This is a genomic window from Feifania hominis, assembly GCF_014384765.1.
In the GTDB taxonomy this organism is placed as follows: Bacteria; Bacillota; Clostridia; order Oscillospirales; family Feifaniaceae; genus Feifania; species Feifania hominis.
In genome coordinates this window covers 557,180-577,677 of record NZ_JACRSP010000002.1, presented here as the reverse complement: position 1 = coordinate 577,677, position 20,498 = coordinate 557,180, and the positions used below count along the sequence as shown (strand labels likewise).

At 59.0% G+C, this 20,498-nt stretch carries 20 protein-coding genes; 8 read left to right on the top strand and 12 right to left on the bottom strand.

The window, feature by feature from the left end; genetic code table 11:
* Positions 1 to 60: 60 nt before the first annotated feature.
* A complete protein-coding gene (locus tag H8695_RS06175; RefSeq protein ID WP_249300038.1) occupies positions 61 to 1,221 on the top strand; it encodes a hypothetical protein in 1,161 nt (386 codons plus the stop codon).
* Positions 1,205 to 1,879 carry a zinc-ribbon domain-containing protein gene (locus H8695_RS06170; protein ID WP_249300037.1) on the top strand — a complete coding sequence of 225 codons (675 nt, stop codon included), beginning with the start codon at positions 1,205 to 1,207 and terminating at the stop codon, positions 1,877 to 1,879. Before H8695_RS06175 ends, H8695_RS06170 begins: the two co-directional genes overlap by 17 nt.
* 94 nt (positions 1,880 to 1,973) lie before the next feature.
* Here H8695_RS06170 and H8695_RS06165 read toward each other — a convergent pair whose 3' ends face one another.
* The 12 genes from H8695_RS06165 to gdhA form a co-directional block, all read right to left on the bottom strand.
* Complete coding sequence (locus H8695_RS06165; protein WP_249300036.1) at positions 1,974 to 2,840, bottom strand: PSP1 domain-containing protein; 867 nt, start codon at positions 2,838 to 2,840, stop codon at positions 1,974 to 1,976.
* Positions 2,837 to 3,838 (bottom strand): DNA polymerase III subunit, encoded by a 1,002-nt coding sequence (locus H8695_RS06160; RefSeq protein ID WP_249300035.1) that lies wholly within the window; start codon positions 3,836 to 3,838, stop codon positions 2,837 to 2,839. Before H8695_RS06160 ends, H8695_RS06165 begins: the two co-directional genes overlap by 4 nt.
* Position 3,839: 1 nt before the next feature.
* On the bottom strand, positions 3,840 to 4,163 hold the full coding sequence (locus tag H8695_RS06155; protein WP_249300034.1) for a cyclic-di-AMP receptor: 324 nt from the start codon (positions 4,161 to 4,163) through the stop codon (positions 3,840 to 3,842).
* Positions 4,164 to 4,178: 15 nt separating this feature from the next.
* A complete protein-coding gene (locus tag H8695_RS06150; RefSeq protein ID WP_249300033.1) occupies positions 4,179 to 5,540 on the bottom strand; it encodes an Orn/Lys/Arg family decarboxylase in 1,362 nt (453 codons plus the stop codon).
* Entirely contained in the window at positions 5,533 to 6,630 is a 1,098-nt protein-coding gene (gene alr, locus H8695_RS06145) for an alanine racemase (RefSeq protein ID WP_249300032.1), read from the bottom strand. Before alr ends, H8695_RS06150 begins: the two co-directional genes overlap by 8 nt.
* 21 nt (positions 6,631 to 6,651) lie before the next feature.
* On the bottom strand, positions 6,652 to 7,722 hold the full coding sequence (locus H8695_RS06140) for a lipid II:glycine glycyltransferase FemX (protein ID WP_249300031.1): 1,071 nt from the start codon (positions 7,720 to 7,722) through the stop codon (positions 6,652 to 6,654).
* Between the two features lie 362 nt (positions 7,723 to 8,084).
* Positions 8,085 to 8,750, bottom strand: coding sequence for an NAD-binding protein (locus H8695_RS06135; protein ID WP_249300030.1), 666 nt, complete (start codon positions 8,748 to 8,750; stop codon positions 8,085 to 8,087).
* On the bottom strand, positions 8,747 to 9,217 hold the full coding sequence (locus H8695_RS06130; RefSeq protein WP_249300029.1) for a potassium channel family protein: 471 nt from the start codon (positions 9,215 to 9,217) through the stop codon (positions 8,747 to 8,749). The genes H8695_RS06135 and H8695_RS06130 overlap by 4 nt, the downstream gene beginning before the upstream one ends.
* A complete protein-coding gene (locus tag H8695_RS06125) occupies positions 9,214 to 9,609 on the bottom strand; it encodes a tetratricopeptide repeat protein (protein ID WP_249300028.1) in 396 nt (131 codons plus the stop codon). Before H8695_RS06125 ends, H8695_RS06130 begins: the two co-directional genes overlap by 4 nt.
* 188 nt (positions 9,610 to 9,797) lie before the next feature.
* The gene (locus H8695_RS06120; RefSeq protein WP_249300027.1) at positions 9,798 to 10,496 is read right to left on the bottom strand and encodes a response regulator; all 699 of its coding nucleotides are present in this window, start codon (positions 10,494 to 10,496) and stop codon (positions 9,798 to 9,800) included.
* On the bottom strand, positions 10,483 to 12,000 hold the full coding sequence (locus tag H8695_RS06115; RefSeq protein WP_249300026.1) for a sensor histidine kinase: 1,518 nt from the start codon (positions 11,998 to 12,000) through the stop codon (positions 10,483 to 10,485). The genes H8695_RS06120 and H8695_RS06115 overlap by 14 nt, the downstream gene beginning before the upstream one ends.
* A gap of 119 nt (positions 12,001 to 12,119) precedes the next feature.
* Positions 12,120 to 13,469, bottom strand: coding sequence for an NADP-specific glutamate dehydrogenase (gdhA, locus tag H8695_RS06110; protein ID WP_249300025.1), 1,350 nt, complete (start codon positions 13,467 to 13,469; stop codon positions 12,120 to 12,122).
* A gap of 340 nt (positions 13,470 to 13,809) precedes the next feature.
* Here gdhA and H8695_RS06105 point away from each other — a divergent pair, with 340 nt between their 5' ends.
* The 6 genes from H8695_RS06105 (at position 13,810) to H8695_RS06080 (ending at position 20,492) form a co-directional block, all read left to right on the top strand.
* Positions 13,810 to 14,370, top strand: coding sequence for a hypothetical protein (locus tag H8695_RS06105; protein ID WP_249300024.1), 561 nt, complete (start codon positions 13,810 to 13,812; stop codon positions 14,368 to 14,370).
* Positions 14,367 to 15,566, top strand: a complete 1,200-nt coding sequence (locus H8695_RS06100; protein ID WP_249300023.1) for a hypothetical protein — start codon at positions 14,367 to 14,369, stop codon at positions 15,564 to 15,566. Before H8695_RS06105 ends, H8695_RS06100 begins: the two co-directional genes overlap by 4 nt.
* A 103-nt stretch (positions 15,567 to 15,669) precedes the next feature.
* Positions 15,670 to 16,296 carry a DUF5105 domain-containing protein gene (locus H8695_RS06095; protein ID WP_249300022.1) on the top strand — a complete coding sequence of 209 codons (627 nt, stop codon included), beginning with the start codon at positions 15,670 to 15,672 and terminating at the stop codon, positions 16,294 to 16,296.
* 112 nt (positions 16,297 to 16,408) lie between these two features.
* Positions 16,409 to 16,840: a MarR family winged helix-turn-helix transcriptional regulator gene (locus H8695_RS06090; protein ID WP_249300021.1), complete on the top strand. Its 432-nt coding sequence runs from the start codon at positions 16,409 to 16,411 to the stop codon at positions 16,838 to 16,840.
* 33 nt (positions 16,841 to 16,873) lie between these two features.
* Positions 16,874 to 18,616, top strand: a complete 1,743-nt coding sequence (locus H8695_RS06085) for an ABC transporter ATP-binding protein (protein WP_249300020.1) — start codon at positions 16,874 to 16,876, stop codon at positions 18,614 to 18,616.
* Positions 18,600 to 20,492, top strand: coding sequence for an ABC transporter ATP-binding protein (locus tag H8695_RS06080; protein ID WP_249300019.1), 1,893 nt, complete (start codon positions 18,600 to 18,602; stop codon positions 20,490 to 20,492). The genes H8695_RS06085 and H8695_RS06080 overlap by 17 nt, the downstream gene beginning before the upstream one ends.
* Positions 20,493 to 20,498 lie beyond the last annotated feature (6 nt).

Genomic DNA, 20,498 nt, shown 5'->3' with positions numbered 1-20,498 from the left:
TGAGATTGCAACGTCTTTTAAAAATTGATATAATATTAAAAAGAGATGGGGGGAGAAAGAATGAAGTGCCAAAGCTGTAAAAAGAAGATTCCGGGCGGTACCTATTGCCCGTTTTGCGGAGCGCAGCAGCCGGTGTTCCGGCAGAGAAAGACGATCATCGCTGTTGCGGTCGTGAGTCTTGCGGCGCTGCTGCTCATTGCGGGCGTTCTGGCTATGACGGTCTTTTCTGCCCCCAGACGTTTTGATCGGGAACTCAAGCGCTGTCTTGAGACACGCGACTGGGATGCAATGCAGCAGCTGGCCGCCGAAAATCCCGACAGGGAAAACGCCGATTTTTACGCGACATACGCCGGTGCACAGAAGTCGCTCAAAAAGAAAAATTATCGCACAGCCCTTGTCTCCTTTGACAGAATGCGCCCGCTCGCACAGGGAAAACAGGAGTGCGGCGTCATGGAAGAATTTGAGGAGCTGCTCTTCCCCGAGGCGTATGAGCAGGGCTGTGCGCTGCTTCGGACGGGCCATTTTGAAACCTCTGAGGACATTTTTGAGCTCATGGGGGAGTATGAGTTTGCCGCTGATCTCTGCCTGTATGCCCAGATTATGCAGGCTGAACAGTACAGCGAGGGGGGCCTCCTGCATAAATTTAATGAGATTTTTGCAAAGTATGACAGACTCTCCGCGGAATTTCTGTCAAGCGATCTGGAATTTGCGAAGTCTGTTTCCAAACTGAAATCAGATTTACAGCAGATGCAACAGGGAAATATCGCGTATTATAAAAAAATTGAAGAATATTTCGACACGGTTGCCGATTTTCGATGGATTTTTGAGGAGGACTGCCGGGGAGGCTGGTATTTCGACGCCGAGCAGGTGCTTCTGGGGTACTGTAAGGGACTCAAGGAGGCAAATGAATTTGTACAAAATGACTCAGGCTTCGGGCAGTATATCGAATCGTACCGCTTCGACCGAATTGAATCTCTCGCCGAGTCCATGCCGGAAAATTTCCACAAAATGCTCCACTCCAAGGGATACCAGGCGTGGACGCAGGGCGGCGATCCCTATGAGGACGACGTCTTCTACAGAAATTGGGTAATTTTCTGGCAGGACTATGAGGAACAGATCGTTTATGCGGTGGACAAGCTGCTCATGGACTGTGAGAATGTCCTGGTCAGGGGAATTTACAACGTGGAGAATGGAGTGACTGGAAATGCAAACGAGCTTTGAGCCGATCTGCCCGCTGTGCGGCGGACCGTTTGACAAGACGAGACTGATTGTTCTCTGCCCGAGTTGTCATGTGATGTATCACCACGACTGCTGGGAGAAAAACGACGGCTGTGCCATCTCGGGCTGCCCGCTGGGGCCCGGCGATCGCGCGGACAGGGAACAGCCGTCACAAACCGGCGACGACGTGATTGTGCCCCATGCTCTGCCGCCGAAAGGAGAGCAGGTCATCGAGCCGCCTGCCGCCCCCGCAGACGAAGCTGCCGGTGAGCTGTCGCCGGGTGTGGTTGCCCACTGCACAAGCTGCGGCGCAGAGCTTTTGCCGGACGCACGCTTTTGCCGGCGCTGCGGCTGCGCGCTTGAACAGAGGCCGCCGGAACCCGCGGCCGCACCGCCGCACGCCACGCCAGTGCCGGACGGCAAGCTGCCGGAACCCGTGGCCGTGCCGCTTGCCGCGAGCGAGCCAATGCAGAGACCGGCGGAACCCGCCCCCATTTCATCATCTGAACCGGCAGTGCCGGTGCACGAGCCGCCTGCGCCCACCGACATGCCGCCGGGCGCGATGCTCTCCAGGGCGGTAGAGACCTGTCCCAAGTGCGGCAAAAAGCTCAAAGAGGGGTATGCGTTTTGCCCGCGCTGCGGCACACCGCTTGAATCGTAGCCGCCCGTGCGCAGGCGATGCGCTCCCATACCAGTGATCTTGGAATATGAAAATCCCCGGTGCAATTTCGCACCGGGGATTTTTGCGTTTTGTTTCAGTTCCGCTCGAGCTCACGCAGCGCGGAGAGCTCTTTTTTGTCGACCTTGACCACACCGTCTTTGACCAGAGAGATGTCTTTTACCGAGTAGTACTGGGCCGGTGCGTCGCTGCCCTGCAGCTTGATCTTGAGCTTGCCGCGAAGCAGATTCGTGTCGAGCACCACCCCGCGCCCATTCGGCGTCTTGACGATGGCACCGGGCTTCGGCGTGATGCGCAGAAGATCGTCATAGGCCTCCTGCTCATACTTCAGACAGCACATCAGCCGCCCGCAGGTGCCCGAGATCTTGGCCGGATTCAGAGAGAGTCCCTGCTCCTTGGCCATCTTGATGGACACCGGCTGGAATTCACCCAGGTGGGTCGAGCAGCAGAAGGGCCGCCCACAGATGCCGAGTCCGCCGACCATCTTCGCCTCGTCGCGCACGCCGATCTGGCGCAGCTCGATGCGGGTGCGGAAGACCGAGGCGAGATCCTTGACCAGATCCCGAAAGTCCACCCGGCCCTCGGCGGTGAAATAGAAGAGAATTTTATTGGAGTCAAAGGCGTACTCCACGTCGATGAGCTTCATGTCGAGCTTGTGCTGCGCGATCTTTTTCTGGCACATAGAGAAAGCGGACTCCTCGCGCTGCTTGTTGTCGCGCAGGCGCTTGTAGTCGGCCTCGTTTGCGCGGCGTACAATGGGCTTCAAGGGCTGGACGACCTCGTCGTCGCCCACTTCGCGAACGCCCATGACGACCTCGCCGAACTCCACCCCGCGGGATGTCTCGACAATGGCAAAATCGCCCGCGGCGAGGTCGATGTCGCCGGGATCGAAGTAGTAGACCTTGCCCACCTTTTTAAAGCGGATACCGCAGACCTTGATCAATGGATTTCCTCCCAACATTGTAAAAACAGGTTGAGCGCCGTGAGGGGAACCGACGCGTTTTGCATGACGGCGGCGCGGGCGCTCGCCATCTTGTCCATTATATTGGAGGCGCTTTGATTTGTCAATTTCATGGCAAGCGACGAGATGTCGCGCGCGCGGGCGCTCAGCGTCAGCGACGCAGCTTTTGCGCCGGCGCGCAGCAGCATGACATCGCGCAGCACCAGCCCCATCGCGTCGAGCAGAGCGAGCAGGCACTTACGGTTCGCCGCCTTTGCGGCCAGCAGCTTGCAGGCGTCGTAGAGGCTTGTCCCTGAGAGGGCGTCGAGCGCCTCAAAGGCGAGATCAAGGTCGCCGAGCGCGCCGTCGTCCGACAGCAGGGCGAGCGCTCCGCCGAGATAGCCGCCCGACAGGCGCAGCGCCGCGTCGATGTCGACCGGGCTCTTGTCGGGGCAGCGCTCGGTGAGAAAGGCGACGGCGTCGCCGTGGGCCGGCGCCGTGGTGCGCAGGGAGATCACGCGCGAGCGCACCGTGGGCAGCAGCTTTGTCGGATTCTCACAGAGCAGCAGAAACTTGGCGCTCGCAGGCGGCTCCTCGAGAATTTTGAGCAGCGCGTTCTGCGCGGCCTCGGTCATCTGCTCGGCGCCGTCGACGACGCAGAGCTTCCAGTCGGCCTCGTTCGGCAGAGTGTAGGCCGCAAGGCGCGCCTCGCGGATGGCGTCTACCTTGATGGTGCCGGTCTCACCCGTGCCGCGCACCCAGCTCAGATCCGGGTGCTGGCCCGCGAAGACCTTGCGGCACTGGGGACATTCCCCGCAGGGCAGCGCGCCGCCGCCGCGGCAAAAAAGGGCAGCGGCAAACGCGACCGCCAGGGTCTTTCTGCCGCTGCCCGCGCTGCCCGCGATCAGATAGGAGTGGGCGGACCGGCCGCCGGAGACGGCGCTGCGAAGCGCCGACACCGCGGCCTCGTTGCCGACCACAGTCGCGAAATCACGAGGCATCTTACAGCTTCTCAAAGCGCTCGACGTCGAGCACAAAGACCGTAGCGCCGCCCACGGTGACCTCCACCGGGAACGAGGTGTAGAGCCCCATGCCGTAAGAGGCCGAGGAGGGGACAACCTGTTTGCGCTTTTTGCCCATCTTGCCGATGATCTCAATGACCTGCTCGACTTTATCGTCGTCCACACCGATTAAGAACGTGGTGTTGCCGGCCATGAGAAAGCCGCCGGTGGTGGCGAGCTTGGTCACCTGAATGCCCTCTTTGGTCAGGGCACTCGAGACGGCCGAGCTGTCGTCGTTGTTGACAATTGCCATGACAAGTTTCATATGTAGTTACCTCCTTTATGGTTGGGAAATCACTTCTATGGTCCCCACCGTGTCCCCGTATGCCCGGATGAGGTCGCCGGTGATGCGCTCGCCGGGACAGATGACCGGTACGCCGGGTGGGTAGGGGGTGAGCATCTGGGCGGCGATAAGCCCCTCGCTCTGGCTCAATTGTACCACTTTCTTCGCGCAAAAAACAGCCTTTCGCGGCGAGTAAATTGTCTCAAATTGCAGCATGGAGGAAGAGACGGAGTCCGCCGTGGCGGGGAGCTTTGCCGCAACCTCCATGACCGCACGCCCCGCTGTGAGAAGCGCGTCCTCTTCGAGCAGCGCCGACGGGATGCCGACGAGGTGGTCGCGGTCGGCCATCTCAAAGCGGATGCCGCGCCGCGAAAGCTCCGAGAAGAGTTCTTTTGCCCGGCCCGGCAGACGGAGAACCATGCGCAGTGGGTCGAGAAGCCGCGCGCCCTCGCTCTCATAGCCGCCGCAGTCAAAGCACAGCCCCGCCGCGCACTCGAGCAGCTCGCGCAGATCGAGAATCAGGCCGCGCAGCCGCTCAAAGGCCTGCGGTCGGTCGGCGAGAAAGGCGCGGGCCAGATCGAGAGACGCCAGAATGGGAAAGGAGGGGCTCGTCGAGCCAAACAGCGCCATTGCCGCCTTGCAGCTCTGCGGCGTGCAGGGGGCGTTCGCGTGCAGATAGGCGGCCCCTGTCAGTGCGGGCAGCGTCTTGTGGGCTGAGTCGATGACATAGTCGGCACCCTGCCGGATGGGGTGGAGTTCGCCCCCGCCAAGGGCGATCAGATGCGAGCCGTGGGCGTTGTCCACAACGAGAGCCATGCCGTGGCGGTGGGCGACGTCGGCGAGAGCGGCGATGTCGCTGCGCACGCCGTAGTAGGTCGGCGAGGTGACAACGACCGCGCTCGCCTCGGGATGGGCCGCGGCGAGCGACTCGAGCGCCTGCGCGCTCAGCACCTGGGCGCAGGGATCGTCCCCCTCGGGATAGAGCCAGTGCGGGTGCTGATCGAGAAGTGCCATGGCGTGAAAGACCGACTGGTGGCAGCGCCGGTCGACGAGAAGCGCCGCGCCCTCGCCGCCGGCGAGCAGCAGCGCCGTCTGCAGGGCCAGCGTGGCCCCGCCCGCACAGAAGACGCTCACGCGCGAGCCGAAGAGCTCTCGCGCGAGCTCTTCGGCCTCGGCGATCGGGCCGCCGGGGGCGTAGAGATTGTCGGTTGCGGGCAGTTCGGTCACATCGAAAGGCGTGATGGTGGAGAGCACTTTCATCGCCTCGTGGAGCTGGCCGCCATGGCCCGGCATGTGCAGACGCACCGAGGTCTTTTTTGTGTAGTCGACAAGCAGATCGTACAGCGGCGTCTTACTCATAGACCCGCTCCACGCGCTGCGAGATGAGAAGAGGGTTGCACTCGAAGCGGGCGACGTCGCCCGGCTTGCACTCAACGCCGGTCACATCGACCACCGTGTTGGTAAGCCCCAGCCGCCCGGCCGTGTAGCAGCGCTTGCCGCCGACAGTGCACCAGAGCTCGTTGTGCCGCCGGAGGAAGCGCTTGACGCTCTTCCAGGTATAGCGGACCTTGTCGATAAAGCGAAAGGCGTCTTTCGACTTCTCAACGCCGAGCCCGTCTCCGTAGCCGAGCGTGACGACGGCAGTTTTGGTCACCGCTTTTGTCTTGTAGATGTTGGTGTAGCCGATGTTGTGGCCCGCGGGCAGGTGGCGTACCTCGTCGAGCTCACACTCGAGCCAGGCGATGCGCCGCAACTTCCATCTGTTTTTCACCGGCAGGCGGCCGAGAAAAGCCGATCCGACCCGCACGGCCGACAGGCGCGTCTCGGGAAAGCGCAGCGCCGCGCAGGAGTTCGCAATGTGCTGCACACCGGGGTCGATACCGGCGTCCTTGAGTTTTTTGACCATGTCGAGAAAGAGGGTGAGCTGGGCGCTGACCGTCTTCTTTTTGCGCTCAAACGACGAGGAGAAGTGCGAGAAGACGCCCGTGACATCCACATGGGTAAACGACTGCACAAGGTCGATGAGCTTGTCCGTTTCCTCGGGCAGAAAGCCGTAGCGTCCAAAGCCCGTGTCGAGCTTGAGATGCGCCTTGACGCGGACATTTTTTGCCGCGGCGAGGTTGTTGAGGAGAATTCCGCCTGCGAGCGACCCGACCGCCGCGGTCAGGCGATAGTCAATGATCTTCTGCGCCTCGCCCTCGAGCGAGGTCGGCGACATGACGAGAATCTCCGACTCGATATCGTTTTCGCGCAGCTCGACGGCCTCCTCCACGCGGCTGACCGCAAGCGTTGTCACACCGTTTTGCAGTAGCTCCCTAGCGAAAGGGACAGCCGACAGGCCGTAGCCGTCGCCCTTGACCACGCCGATGATGGGCGTCTGCCCCACGGCCTCACGCACAATGCCGATGTTGGCGGCGAGATCCTCCCGCTTGACCACCAGGCGATTCATCCAATCACTCCCCATGTCTGTCTATTTTCGGACCGCCTTGTCCCGGTTTTTGATTTTGTAGACGGTCTTGATCATCTTCTTGTACACTTTCTGCCCTTTCTCAACGGCAAAGTAGGCGAAGTTGTTGAGAATCAGATCAAACTCCCCGACGAACTCCACAAAGTCGCCGTTGAAGCCCTTTTTGAAGCGGTAGAGGCCATAGAGGGGGTTGCTCTCGTCGAGGTCCCCCGACACGCCGCGAAAATCGTAGATGCGGCAGCCCTTTTCGATGGCCCAGCGGATCATGGCCCACTGGAGCAGGTAGTTCGGCATGACGTTGCGGTGGGCGTTGCTCGAGGCGCCGTAGAGATACCAGACCTTGTCGCCGTACCAGATGGCGAGCGTGCCCGCGATGATCTCCCCCTCGTAGCGCGCCACATAGAGCCGGCAGTTCTCGCCGAGCGCGTCGTACATGGTCTCGAAATAGGTCAGCGACCGGGTGACAAAGTTGTCGCGCATGCCGGTCTCGAGCATGATCTCGTAGAATTTTTTGAGATCCTCGCGGCCGCCGATCTCCACGGTGACGTTGTTTTTGATCGCCACGCGGATGTTGTAGCGGGTCTTGGAGTGAAACAGGGCCATGACCTCATCCTCGGTCTTGCCCTCGACATTCAGCCGAAAGACAAATTTTGGCTGAATGCCCTCAAAGTTCTTGCCGGTCTGCTTCTGCGTAAAGCCGAGCGAGCGCAGCGCCTCGACAAAAGCGGCGTCGGTCACGGCGACGTCGGGGTCTATTTTGAGCTCATAGCTGTGGTGTACTTTCGCGAGCTCCCGCGCGTCGGCGACGAGCCCCGCGAGCATCTCGCGGTCGTGAATGTCGCAGACCGGGCCGCGCGGGCAGTACATCATGGTCCAGGGCATGCCCGGAACCTTTCGGATGAGCAGCGCAAGCGACCCCGCGATGCGCCCCTCGGCGTCGCGGCGCACAAGGATCTCCTGCCGCCAGGCGGTTTTGACCTTGCCCCACTTGACGCTCTGCATGAAGTGGCCCTTGGGATGGGCGGCGAGAAAAGCCTCGTATTCTTCAATATGGTCGGCGGTGATACGTTCCACTTGTCCAATCTCCTTAAAAGTTGTTGTACAGTCTGTCACCATTATAGCATTTCTCAGTATAGGGTGTCCACAAGACAAGGTAGAATTCACCAGAACGATTCTCGGGATCGGAAGAGACCGCATACCGACCAGCAACGGTATTTTCCTGTTGAAAGGCAAACCTCCGTACGCCGACAGGGGAGCTCTCACAGAACCTGTGCGGACGCGTCAAAATGCCGAGCGATACGCCTGCGCCCGCTGAAAGTAAATGGGTGCAAAGACGGTACCGCTCGGGAAGAGAGGCAGAGTGAGAGGAGATGCGGCGAACAGAAACCATGAACTTGCTATAACCGAGATGGCCAGAAAGTGCCATATTTGCCCGCTCATCGGCCGGTCAATTCCCGAATGGCCGCCAGTTCCTGGCCATTGCTCGAAATCAGCACCAGCATATCACCCGATAAGACCACCGTGTCACCGCGAGGTATCATGGCCCTGTCTCCCCTTAGAATACAGCCGATGACGACATCACGCGGCAGATTGATTTCCCAGAGTTTTTTTCCGACAGCTGGTGCCCCGCCGGATATGGGAACCTCGGCAATTTGGATTTGTTCCGCGCCAATGGGGAGAGTATTCGCAATTTTTCCGACAAATGCCTGCTGTTCCATGATTGCCGTGACGGCTGAAACGGCACAGACAACATGGTCGACGCCCATTTGATAAAAAAAGTCAGTCTTTTTGGGATCGCAGAGCAGAGAGATGGTCTTACTGACACCGAACAGTCTCTTGCACAGCTCGCAGATGAGCAGGTTGGCCTCATCCTGTGATGTAAGTGCAACGGCAAGATCGGCCTGTGCTGCACCGGCGTCCTCAAGGACATGAGGTTTTGTGCCATCCCCGTGGATGACGTTGAGCCGCTCTACCTGGGCGAGCATGTGGCAGTCATCGACAGACTCATTGATGACGGTCACCCGGCAACCACGCCGCAGGAGGGACTGGGCAAGAGCTTTTGCTTTGCCTCGGCCGCCGATCAGCAGAATGTGCCGCTTCACGCAATTCCCTCCCCATGCGGCTCTAAAGCAGATTCAGACAGCTCGAAGAGGATATCGACAATCTGCCCGGTAGAGAGCGCGGCGGGACAGACTGCCGCGATGCCGAATTCCCGGCAGATGCGCGCGCAGTCGGGGTCATACAGCCGCGCGATGACTTTTTTTACACCGAACCGCTCCCGCGCGAGCTGAGAGATCATGATGTTGACATTGTCGCTGCCGGTCACGGCCAGCACAGCGACCGCATCGCTTATACGGGCCTCGTGCAGGATGTCGAGATCGGTCGCATCACCGGTGAGAACCAACCCGCCAAAGGAGGAGGAGAGCCGGCGAAAGGCGTTCTGGTTCGAGTCGATGACCAGGACGTTTTCCCCTCGTCCACTGAGCGTATCGGCGAGATGCGCGCCCAGTCTGCCACAACCCGCGATGACCGTGTAGTTGCGGTGAGTTCCCCTGTGAAACAGCATCATCTTAGGCCCTTTCTCACGACATGTCCAATTCCGCGTGCATCGCGTACGACAACGTAGTCGCAAGACAGGTCCTGCGGGCAGTCGCTCTCGTCAAAGGCGAGCCGCCCATGCGAAAAGAAGGTGCCAAAACTCTCAAGGTTCTGCCGCGCCGGGCGGTAGGAGGGATCGAGTGCATCCGCTGCACGAAAGTGTTTCATAGCGGAACAATGGTCGCCCTTTTTCTCCAGGAGAACGCCGTAGAGATTGTGTGGCTGCGGCGCATCGGGATGTTTTCCCATGGCCTCGGTAGCGAGTTGCTCCCCTTTTTCAAGGTCTCCTCTTTGGGCATATTCTCTGATTGCCGCGCAGAGCGCGTCAAGTTCCTGAATCTCTGTGGTATGAACAATTTGCATGGTGATAAGCCTCCCTGAAGCTTTTTTCTTATGGACTTATCATAGAGCATCTCCCGTGAAGACGGTGTGAGAGACAGGGACAATGGTGTGAGAAAGCTGTGAGAATGTGTGAGTGAGACATAAGCTGCTCGAGACCTGTCAAGAAGACAGCAGCCGCTTCGCTTTTGCGAAGCGGCTGCTGTCCGATATCATTCGTCCACAAGCCGATACCCGACGCCGATTTCGGTGAGGATGTAGCGGGGACTGGCCGGATTCTTTTCAATTTTTCTTCGCAGCCCGGCCATCAGGGCGCGCAGAGCCTGTGTATCGGTCCCATAGCCAACCCCGTAGATCTCCCGGAGGATGTACTGAGTAGTCAGCACCTTTCCCATATTTTTGAAAAAAAGAGCCAGAAGACTGTACTCCAGCGGCGTGACGTGGAGCGGCGCTGCGTCGAGCGTGACAAGGTGACGACTGAAGTCCATACACAGCCCTCCCACACAGAGCATGGCCTGCGAAGTGCCGGCAGATGCACGGTGGAGGTGGCGCAGTGCGACACGAATTCGCGCGAGCAGTTCCGTTGCAGAGAAAGGCTTTGTCAAATAGTCGTCGGCGCCGGCGTCGAGTGCGGCAGCTTTCTCGCGGTCCTGGTCGCGCGCGGATACCACAAGAATGGGAACCTCTGACCACTCGCGAACCTTTCGGATCACTTCCATGCCGTCAAAATCGGGCAGTCCCAGATCGAGCAGTACCAGATCGACCGGCTGTGAGACAAGCTGGGAAAGGGCGCTCTGTGCAGTGCCGGCTGTCATACAGGAGAATCCCTCCTGCTTCAGTGCATAGCAGATGAAGCTGCGAATCTGCGTGTCGTCCTCTACGACGAGGATGGTTTCTTTACTGCTTTGCATTGTCTTTGTCCTCCAGTGGCAGAGTAAAGGTAAATTCCGCACCGGAGCCGTCGGTACGGTTCCCGGCGGTGATCGTCCCGCCGTGAGCTGTCACGATCGACTCACAGATGGCAAGACCCAATCCGACTCCTCTCTGCGCATCGGGTCCGCGGGATTTGGATGTGTAAAACATTTGAAAAATATGTGGCAGATCAGCAGCGCTGATTCCACTGCCGCGATCGGCAACCGTGAAGACAGCAAGATGATTGACACAGTCCTCGCGCACTGTGATTTTGATTTCACCCTGCGGCGTGTGTTTAAGAGCGTTGTCAAGCAGATTGACGAGCACTTGGGAAATCAGGTGGATGTCCATGGGCACATAGAGGACGTCGCTGGGGATTTCCGCTGTGATCTCCCGATCGGGTGCCCGTTTCCCAATGGTGGAAAGCGCGGCTCCAATGACCTCCTCAACGGCCTCGGGCTGCTTGTTCAGAACCAGTCGCCCGTCCTGCAAACGCGTCAGATTGAGTATGTTTTCAACCAGTGCATGCAGCCATTCAACCTCCCGGTAGATCCCCTGGGCCATGTCATAGCGGGGGTCATCCCGATCGGTCATATGCATGAGCATTTCACTCGTGCCCATAATGCCGGAGAGGGGAGTGCGCAGATCGTGGGAGATGGCGCGAAGAAGATTGCCGCGATAGCGCTCCTGGGCCATTTCCTCGCGGGAGCGGATGCGCTCTCGGGCAATGCGAAGACGATCCATGGCAAGAGAGATGCTCTCGATCATAGAGCGCAGCAGACGTTCCTGTTCGCCGGTGATATGCTCAGCCGTCTCACGGGGAATGCGGATGACTCCGAGGAGAGTCTCTCTCGCTCGAATGGGCCAGTCAAAAAATTCCTCGCCCTCGCAGGGACCGCTTGTTGTCGCAAGCCGTTCAAGCAGGGCCTGCGCGTCTGTGCCGCGGCGCACGGTATCGCCTGGCGCGCGCTGCTGAAGAAAACTCGCCTCGGGTCTGCCGTCTTCCCCACAGCACAGACATCCCGCCCGGCACCCCATGGCCTCGCTGACAGCAGCTACTGCAATTTGCGCAATAGCGCCGACATCCTCCGCATCGGTCAGATTGCTGGTCAGGCGGTAGAGAACGGCTGTGTCAAACTCCCTGCGCTGCGCCTCCAGAGCGGCCTGTTTGACCTTGGTGGTGAGAGCGCTTGTGATGAGGGAGGTGAGCGTCATGACAGCGAATGTGATCAGGTAGCTCAGGTCATAGACAGAGAGGGTGAAAAAGGGCGCTGTGAAAAAATAGTTAAAAGAGAGGGTTGCAAAGACAGCGGCGGCAACACCGAATGTGTAACCGGAAGTAAACCGGGCGGTGAGAATGACGGAGAGGATGTAGAGGACCACGACATTCACCTCGGGAAAGGAGAGAAGCCGGAAGAGCCAGCCGATTCCAGTGGCCATTCCCGCGATGACAAGTGTCAGCGCAATGTCATGCAGCAGAAATTTTTTCTGTGGCCGTCTCAACCGTATCCCCTCCTCAGCGTCAGAGTGTGCCGTTGCCACTATTATATACATCCCGGGTGCCTTTCTCAATAGAAACAGGCGCCAGATCTTTTGATCTGGCGCCTGTGGATATTAAGATATCAGTAGGCGACGCCCTGGGCGATCATGGTGTCGGCCACTTTCAAGAAGCCCGCGATGTTCGCGCCGGCGACGAGATTGCCCTCGCAGCCGTAGTCCTTGGCGGCTTTTGAGGCGTTCTCATAGATGTTGACCATGATACCGTGCAGCTTCTCGTCGACCTCCTCAAAAGTCCACGACAGGCGCAGACTGTTCTGGCTCATCTCAAGGCCGCTGGTCGCAACGCCGCCGGCGTTTGCCGCCTTGGCCGGGCCGAAGTATACGCCGCTGGAGAGGAATGTCTCCACCGCCTCGGGCGTGGAGGGCATGTTGGCGCCCTCGGCGACAAACTTGCAGCCGTTTTTGACAAGGGTCTTTGCGGCGTCGCCGTCGAGCTCATTCTGCGTGGCGCAGGGCAGGGCGATGTCACAGGGCACACTCCAGATGCCCGCGCAGCCCTCGACATACTTTGCGCCCTTGACGCGCTCGGCATACTCTTTGATGCGGCCGCGCTCGACTTCTTTGATCTGTTTGACGACAGCGAGGTCAATGCCGTTTTCGTCCACGATGTAGCCGTTGGAATCGCTCATTGCCACGACTTTTGCGCCGAACTGGCTGGCTTTTTCGTTGGCATAGATCGCCACGTTGCCCGAACCTGACACGACGACGCGCTTGCCCTCGAACGAGGTGCCCTTGGATTTGAGCATCTCATTGACGAAGTAGCACAGGCCGTAGCCAGTCGCCTCCTTGCGGGCGAGAGAACCGCCGTAGGTGAGGCCCTTGCCGGTCAAGACGCCGACAAAGTCGTTGCGCAGCCGCTTGTACTGGCCGAAGAGGTAGCCGATTTCCCGCGCGCCGACGCCGATGTCGCCGGCCGGTACGTCGGTGTTCTCGCCGATGTGGCGGTAGAGCTCAGTCATAAAGCTCTGGCAGAAGCGCATGACCTCCATGTCGCTCTTGCCCTTGGGGTCGAAATCGCTGCCACCCTTGGCGCCGCCCATGGGAAGACCGGTCAGGGAGTTTTTAAACGTCTGCTCGAAGCCGAGGAATTTGATGATCGAGGCGTTGACCGAGGGGTGCAGCCGCAGGCCGCCCTTATACGGGCCGACGGCGGAGTTGTACTGCACACGCCAGCCGCGGTTGACCTGAACCTTGCCCGCGTCGTCCACCCAGGACACACGGAACGTGATCATGCGCTCGGGCTCGACCATGCGCTCGACAATGCCGTAGCGCTCAAGATCGGGGCGCTTCGCGACGACCGGCTCGAGCGACTCGAGCACTTCGCGCACCGCCTGCAAAAATTCCGGCTCGTTGCCGTCGCGGCGAACAACCTCCGCATAGACTCGTTTGAGATACTCGCTTTTCAATGCCATCCTACATCTCTCCCTACAAAAAAATAAAATAAACATCTTTATGATGAGAAATATTATAGTAGCATTTGTGCGACTGTGCAACAGTGAAATTAAAAATTTCATTTTATCACGAAAAATACCCGTAAAAAGAGAAAGTTACTGTGAAAATTGAAAGAAAACTTTATTGAAAATGCAGGATGAAATGCAAAAAGAGCGAAGAATGAAGCCATTTGCCCCCGTTGTGTGACGAAACTGTGAATAATGGCGCGTCTCGGTTGACGGAATTTGACGGAGTGGGTAAAATAAAAGAACACGGAATAACGCCGCGTGGCTTTGCCGCGTGCGAATATGAGGATAAGTGATGTTCAAACGCAAAAATTCCAAGGTTCCGAAAAACGTAGAATATGTGCCAAAGCCGGCCCTCACAGAGAAGCAGAAGCGGGAAAAGCGCGTCAAGATTGCGCTGATCGTCACGGCTGTCTGTGTGGTACTGGCGGTCGGCATCTTCTTTTTCAGCGGGCGCATCTTCGAGCTGCTCTCACTTGATAAGGACTCGGTGCTCACCGGAGGCAAGGCCTTTGCCGGCAGCGGTCTCGACAGCGATGTGGAGGTCCTGCCGAATCAGGACAAGGTGACAGTCCCGAGTGAGCTCACAGGAGAGATTGTCTTCAAGGGTGTCTACACCACCGGCCTCGACGGCCAGCGCACGGCGCTTGTCGAGATCTCCGAGGGGATTCTCGAGGTGCGTGCCGGCCGGTCAATCGGGCAGTATACCGTCAAGTCGATCGGTGAACGCTCCATTGTGCTCACCGGCCCCGGGGCGGACGGCACCGAGCAGGATACCGAGCTGACGCTCGACAACACAACGCTCAAGATTGAGCCGATACAGGCGGCAGCCGCCGGAGAGGAGGGCACGCCGTGAGACGCTTTGCAAAAGCCGCAGCGGCTCTTCTGCTCGCGCTTCTGGTGGCGGGCAGCGCCGCTCTGCCGGGCATGATTCCGGCTGTACAGGCTGCAGGGAGCCTGTCGGTCGACGTGGTGTCGCTCGAATTTGTCGACACGGACATCCGCGAGATCCTCTCGCTTCTCGCCGAGAGCATGGACAAAAAGATTCTCTATCTCGGCAAGACCTATCGGGTGACGGTTGCGCTCAACGTGGTCTCGCCGGTCAACGCCCTCGAGCAGGTGCTGGAGACCGCGGGCAATCTGAGTTATATGATAGACGGCGACATTGTCATTGTCGGCCCGAAGAGCAAACTGAAAACGACATTTCTCTACAGCAGCCTCACCCGGGAGATGAAGTTGAATTTCCTCGATTACAACAGCCTGCTTGAGGTGCTTGAGACGCTGCAGATTCCCTTTGACAGCCTGTCGCCCGACGAGTCGAACCCCAATGCCGTGACCATCCAGGCGACACCCCGCAACCTTGCATATCTCGTCGAGGCAATATCGGCGGTGGACCGCAGGGAGTGCTTTACCGTCAACCCCGAGAACGGGAACTTTGAACTCTCGGGCGAATATGTGCGCCTGGAATTTGCGCGGCGCAGTGCCGTCAAGGGCGTTTTGAACAACTACCAGCTCGACTTGCGCATTGTCGACAACCATGACAATGAAGATGGCTTCTACCTGTTCGGCGAACCGGAAGCTGTCGAGGACGCGAAGAAGCTGATCGGCCCGATTGACGTCATCGACAACGTCGCGCGCGACACGCTGGATCTTGCTGTGGGCTTTCAGGCCTTTTCGCCCGGTGAAATCGGCGCCGAGGCCATGGCTCAGATTCTGAGTGAGAGCGGTCTGCCGCTCGATGCGGTGGTGCTGTCACGAAACCCCTCCGAGGTGGTTGTGCTCGCCAACGAGGCGGCCCGCGCGGCTGCGGCCGATATCGTCAAGCTCTGCAACACAAAGGAGAAGACACTCACCGCAAGTGTTGTGCGCTCGGGTGCCGATCAGGACGCGCTCAAGACTCTTGCCGAACAGCTCACAACGGGTCTTGGGCTTGAGAGTTCCTGCCTCGCGGTGAGCGGCAACGTTGCCTCTGTCGGAGAAGAGCCGCTGTATGCGCTCTACGCAGTGGGAACTGCCGAGACTGTTCAAAAAGTGAGAGCTGCTGCGAGCTGATGTGATTTGAGAGCCCGGCCGAAAGGCCGGGTTCTTTTTGGGGAATTGACACTTTCCGGCCGTGGCAATATAATGTATCTACCGGGGAGAGGAGGGGTGCGCAATGAAAAAGGGCTTGGCAGCACTGTGCTGCGCGCTGTTTTTGAGTGTGGTTTCGGCCTGTGCACCCGCGCCCGATGGGGTCAGCTCGACGAATGCGGGCTATCTGCCCCCGCAGGACGTTGTCACGGGTTATTTTGATGCCGTCATCGGCGGCGAGTGGGAGGACACACTCGCCTATGTGGGCACGGACGATACGCCGTTTTACGAGAATTTACCCGAGCCGACGCTGGAAAACGACGAACTCATGGCGGCGCTCAAGGAGGTGTTCTCCGGCATTACCTACACCCTCTCAGAGCCTGTGCAGGAGAATGACACCGTGACCATTGAGGCAAAGGTGAAAACGGTTGATCTGACAAAGATCATGGACACAGTGCTCGACCAGACCATCGACTACACACTTGCCACCTTTGGCGACGGCGAGGTTGACGACGCGGCGCTTGAGGAGTATATGGTCTCGCTTTTGCTCGAACAGCTTCGAAACACATCGGACAGCCGAGTGGAAATCACTGTGAGCGTCACGCTTAAGACACAGAACAGCCGCTGGGTGATCGATCACAACAAGGCGGTTGCAAACCAGCTCACCGGAAATTTCCTGACCTACTTTGACCACATCGAAGAGGATATCTGAAAGAGGACAGCGCGGTGAAAAAGCCGCGCTGATTTTTTGCCCCGAACGCCTTGACAGCGCGGGGAAAAAGAGGCATAATGTTAGCATGCTAACAGAAAGAGGATGTGTCGGTATGCACAGACAACACACAGTCGGCTTCGCCATCCGCTCCATGTCGAACCTCATGCGGCGCAAGATGTTTGAACTTGCGCCGCCGCCCGACGGCGCCACCGAAATGGGCGGTCAGATCATGGGGTTTCTGTGTGACCACCCCGAGCGGGAGCTCTATCAGCGCGACGTCGAGGAGATTTTCTGCATCCGTCGCTCGACGGCCTCCCGCTTTTTGCGGGACCTTGAGGGCGGGGGCCTGCTCCGGCGTGAGAGCGTGGAGAGTGACGCCCGGCTCAAAAGGCTGGTGCCGACCCAAAAAGCCAGGGATGTCCACGAGAATTACAAGTGCAAGACGCAGGAGATGGAGGCCATACTCACCGATGGGCTGACACGCGAGGAGATCGACCAGTTCCTTGCAGTCTCTGGCAAAATACGAAAAAATCTCAGCCGCTGAGAGCGGCGCGCAATCAAATCAAGGAGTGTTGGTATGATCAAACGACTGGCCCGCTGTGTGCGGGAGTACAAGAAAGATTCCATTCTCACACCGGTCTTTGTGGCCGTGGAGGTGCTGCTCGAGGTGCTCATTCCCTTTACAATGGCAAGTCTCATCGACAAGGGCATTGACCGGGGAGATATGAACTACATTTTAAAGCTGGGTGTGCTGCTCGCCGTCATGGCGATGCTCTCTCTGCTGTTCGGGGCGCTTTCAGGCCGCGCGGCGGCACGCGCTTCGGCAGGCTTTGCGAAAAATCTGCGCCACGATATGTACCACCATGTGCAGGACTTCTCTTTTTCCAACATCGACAAGTATTCCACGGCCGGCATTGTGACCCGTCTGACCACCGATGTGAGCAACCTGCAGCAGGCCTATCAGATGATCATTCGCATCGCGGTGCGCTGCCCGCTGATGCTGGCCTTTTCGCTGCTGATGACGGTGCGCATCAGCCCGCGTCTCTCGCTGATTTTCCTGTGTGTCATCCCGGTGCTGGGCGTCGGGCTCTATGTCATCATCCGCCACGCGCACCCCATTTTTGAGCGGGTTTTCAAGACTTACGACAAGCTCAACGCCGTTGTGCAGGAAAATCTGCTCGGCATTCGGGTCGTCAAGAGCTTTGTGCGCGAGGAACACGAGAAAGAGAAATTCGGCGCGGTCTCACAGAGCATCTACAGCGACTTCAGCCGGGCGGAGAAGACGCTTGCGTTCAACATGCCGCTCATGCAGTTCTGCGTCTACGCGTGTATGCTTCTCATCTCGTGGTTTGGCGCGCGCATGGTCGTCGGCGCGGAAATCACGACCGGCGAGCTGACGAGCCTGTTCAACTACACCATGCAGATACTCATGAGCCTGATGATGCTCTCGATGGTGCTGGTCATGATCACCATGGCGCGCGCCTCCGCAGAGCGAATCGGCGAACTGCTCGATGAGCGCAGTGACCTGCAAAACTGTGACAGCCCTGTCATGAGCGTGCCGGACGGCTCGGTCCGCTTCGACCATGTCAGCTTCAGCTACAAGGGGGACGGCGGCAAGCTCTGCCTGCGCGACGTCGACCTTGACATCAAATCGGGGGAGACCGTCGGCATCCTCGGCGGCACGGGCACATCCAAGACCACGCTCGTACAGCTCATTCCCCGGCTCTACGACGCCACGCAGGGCAGCGTGATGGTGGGCGGCGTGAATGTGCGCGACTACGATCTCGAGACGCTGCGAAACGAGGTCGCGATGGTGCTCCAGAAAAACACTCTCTTCTCCGGCACAATCAAGGAGAATCTGCGCTGGGGCAACGAGAGTGCAAGCGACGAGGAACTAGTGCGCGTATGCCGTCTCGCGCAGGCTGACGGCTTTGTGCGCGAGCTGCCCAACGGCTACGACACCTATATTGAACAGGGCGGAACCAACGTCTCCGGCGGCCAGAAGCAGCGCCTGTGCATTGCCCGCGCACTGTTGAAAAAGCCGAAGATTCTGATTTTGGACGACTCGACTTCGGCCGTCGACACCCGCACTGACGCCCTCATCCGAAAGGCCTTTCGCGAGGAGATCCCCGACACCACGAAGTTCATCATTGCCCAGCGTGTCAGCTCCGTGCAGGACGCCGACCACATCATTGTCATGGAGGGCGGTCGGGTCGCCGCATTTGGCAGCCACGAGGAACTTCTGAAAAACAATGCGATCTACCGTGAGGTCTACGAATCCCAGACGAGAGGAGGCGACGAAGATGGCAAGACGGCCTGATCCACCCAGAGGCAAGCTCCATCTGCCGCGCGACGGTACCATCGGGCGGCTGCTCGGCTACATCTTTCGGGGCTATCCGCTGCGCTTTGCGGTGGTTCTTTTGTGCATCCTTGCAAGCTCCATTGCCACAGTGGCAAGTTCGCTGTTTTTGAAGACTCTTGTCGACGACTACATCGCCCCGCTGCTGCTCACGGCGTCGCCGGTCTTCACGGGACTCGCACGCGCCCTCGCTGTAATGGCCTGCGTCTATCTGGTGGGCATTTTGAGCGCCTACTGCTACAACCGGCTGATGGTCGGCATTTCACAGGGCGTGCTCAAGACCATCCGAGACGATCTGTTTGGCCATATGCAGAGCCTGCCCATCCGCTACTTTGACACCCACAACCACGGCGACGTGATGAGCGTCTACACAAACGACGTCGACACGCTGCGCCAGATGCTCTCCCAGAGTCTGCCGCAGATGTTCTCCTCGGTGGTGTCGGTGATCGCGGTGTTCTTTGCCATGCTCTTCACCGACGCGCTGATGACCATCTTCGTCGTGGTCTGCGTGATCTGCATGGTCTTTGTCAGCCGCAAAATCGCCTCGCGCAGCGGCCGGTACTTCGTACAGCAGCAGAAGGACCTCGGCTCGCTCAACGGCTACATTGAGGAGATGATCGGCGGCCAGAAAGTCATCAAGGTCTTCTGCCATGAGCAGCAGGCGAAAGACGGTTTCGATGAGCTCAACAACAAACTCTTTGACAGTGCCGACAAGGCAAATAAATACGCGAATATTCTCATGCCGATCATGGCGAACCTCGGCAATTTGCAGTATGTGCTCGTGGCGGTATTCGGCGGCTTTCTGGCTGTCAGCGGCCAGGGTGTAACTCTCGGCACCATCGCGGCGTTTTTGCAGCTCTCGAAGAGCTTTTCGCGCCCGATCAGCCAGATTTCCCAGCAGCTCAACGCCGTCATCATGGCGCTCGCGGGCGCGCGGCGCATCTTTGCGCTGCTCGACGAGCGGCCCGAGCAGGATGAGGGGTATGTGACGCTCGTCAACGCGGCCTATGGAAGAGACGGCACGCTCGCCGAGTGCGCCGAGCGCACCGGCACCTGGGCCTGGCGCCACCCGCATGGGGACGGGAGCGTCACCTACACGCCGCTGACGGGCGATGTGCGGCTCTCGGAGGTGGACTTCGCCTATGAGCAGGGCAAGACCGTGCTCCACGATGTGTCGCTCTATGCCGAGCCGGGCCAGAAAGTGGCTTTTGTCGGCGCGACGGGCGCGGGCAAGACGACCATCACAAACCTGCTCAACCGCTTCTATGACATCGCCGATGGAAAAATCCGCTACGACGGCATCAACATCAACAAGATCAAAAAGAGCGATTTGCGCCGCTCACTCGGCATTGTGCTGCAGGATACGAATCTCTTCACCGGTACGGTGCGTGAGAACATTCGCTACGGCCGGCTCGACGCCACCGACGAGGAGGTCGAGGCCGCGGCGGCGCTCGCCAACGCCGACGACTTCATCCGCCGGCTGCCCGACGGGTATGACACCATGCTCACTGGCAACGGTGCGAATCTCTCGCAGGGACAGCGCCAGCTGATCGCGATCGCCCGCGCGGCGGTGGCTGACCCGCCGGTCATGATTCTCGACGAGGCGACAAGCTCCATTGACACGCGCACCGAGGCGCTTGTGCAGCAGGGGATGGACGGCCTGATGACCGGGCGCACTGTCTTTGTCATCGCCCACCGCCTCTCGACCGTGCGAAACTCCGACGCCATCATGGTGCTCGACCACGGGCGCATCATCGAGCGCGGCAGCCACGACCAGCTCATTGCCCAGCGCGGCACCTATTACCAGCTCTACACCGGCGCGTTTGAGCTGGAGTAGACGATA

Bases quoted from the DNA above. Each gene is read 5' to 3' on its own strand.
- H8695_RS06175 (WP_249300038.1), top strand. From the start codon at position 61: ATGAAGTGCCAAAGCTGTAAAAAGAAGATTCCGGGCGGTACCTATTGC.
- H8695_RS06170 (WP_249300037.1), top strand. From the start codon at position 1,205: ATGCAAACGAGCTTTGAGCCGATCTGCCCGCTGTGCGGCGGACCGTTT.
- H8695_RS06160 (WP_249300035.1), bottom strand. From the start codon at position 3,838: ATGCCTCGTGATTTCGCGACTGTGGTCGGCAACGAGGCCGCGGTGTCG.
- H8695_RS06155 (WP_249300034.1), bottom strand. From the start codon at position 4,163: ATGAAACTTGTCATGGCAATTGTCAACAACGACGACAGCTCGGCCGTC.
- H8695_RS06150 (WP_249300033.1), bottom strand. From the start codon at position 5,540: ATGAGTAAGACGCCGCTGTACGATCTGCTTGTCGACTACACAAAAAAG.
- alr (WP_249300032.1), bottom strand. From the start codon at position 6,630: ATGAATCGCCTGGTGGTCAAGCGGGAGGATCTCGCCGCCAACATCGGC.
- H8695_RS06130 (WP_249300029.1), bottom strand. From the start codon at position 9,217: ATGATGCTGTTTCACAGGGGAACTCACCGCAACTACACGGTCATCGCG.
- H8695_RS06125 (WP_249300028.1), bottom strand. From the start codon at position 9,609: ATGCAAATTGTTCATACCACAGAGATTCAGGAACTTGACGCGCTCTGC.
- H8695_RS06120 (WP_249300027.1), bottom strand. From the start codon at position 10,496: ATGCAAAGCAGTAAAGAAACCATCCTCGTCGTAGAGGACGACACGCAG.
- gdhA (WP_249300025.1), bottom strand. From the start codon at position 13,469: ATGGCATTGAAAAGCGAGTATCTCAAACGAGTCTATGCGGAGGTTGTT.
- H8695_RS06105 (WP_249300024.1), top strand. From the start codon at position 13,810: ATGTTCAAACGCAAAAATTCCAAGGTTCCGAAAAACGTAGAATATGTG.
- H8695_RS06095 (WP_249300022.1), top strand. From the start codon at position 15,670: ATGAAAAAGGGCTTGGCAGCACTGTGCTGCGCGCTGTTTTTGAGTGTG.
- H8695_RS06090 (WP_249300021.1), top strand. From the start codon at position 16,409: ATGCACAGACAACACACAGTCGGCTTCGCCATCCGCTCCATGTCGAAC.
- H8695_RS06085 (WP_249300020.1), top strand. From the start codon at position 16,874: ATGATCAAACGACTGGCCCGCTGTGTGCGGGAGTACAAGAAAGATTCC.
- H8695_RS06080 (WP_249300019.1), top strand. From the start codon at position 18,600: ATGGCAAGACGGCCTGATCCACCCAGAGGCAAGCTCCATCTGCCGCGC.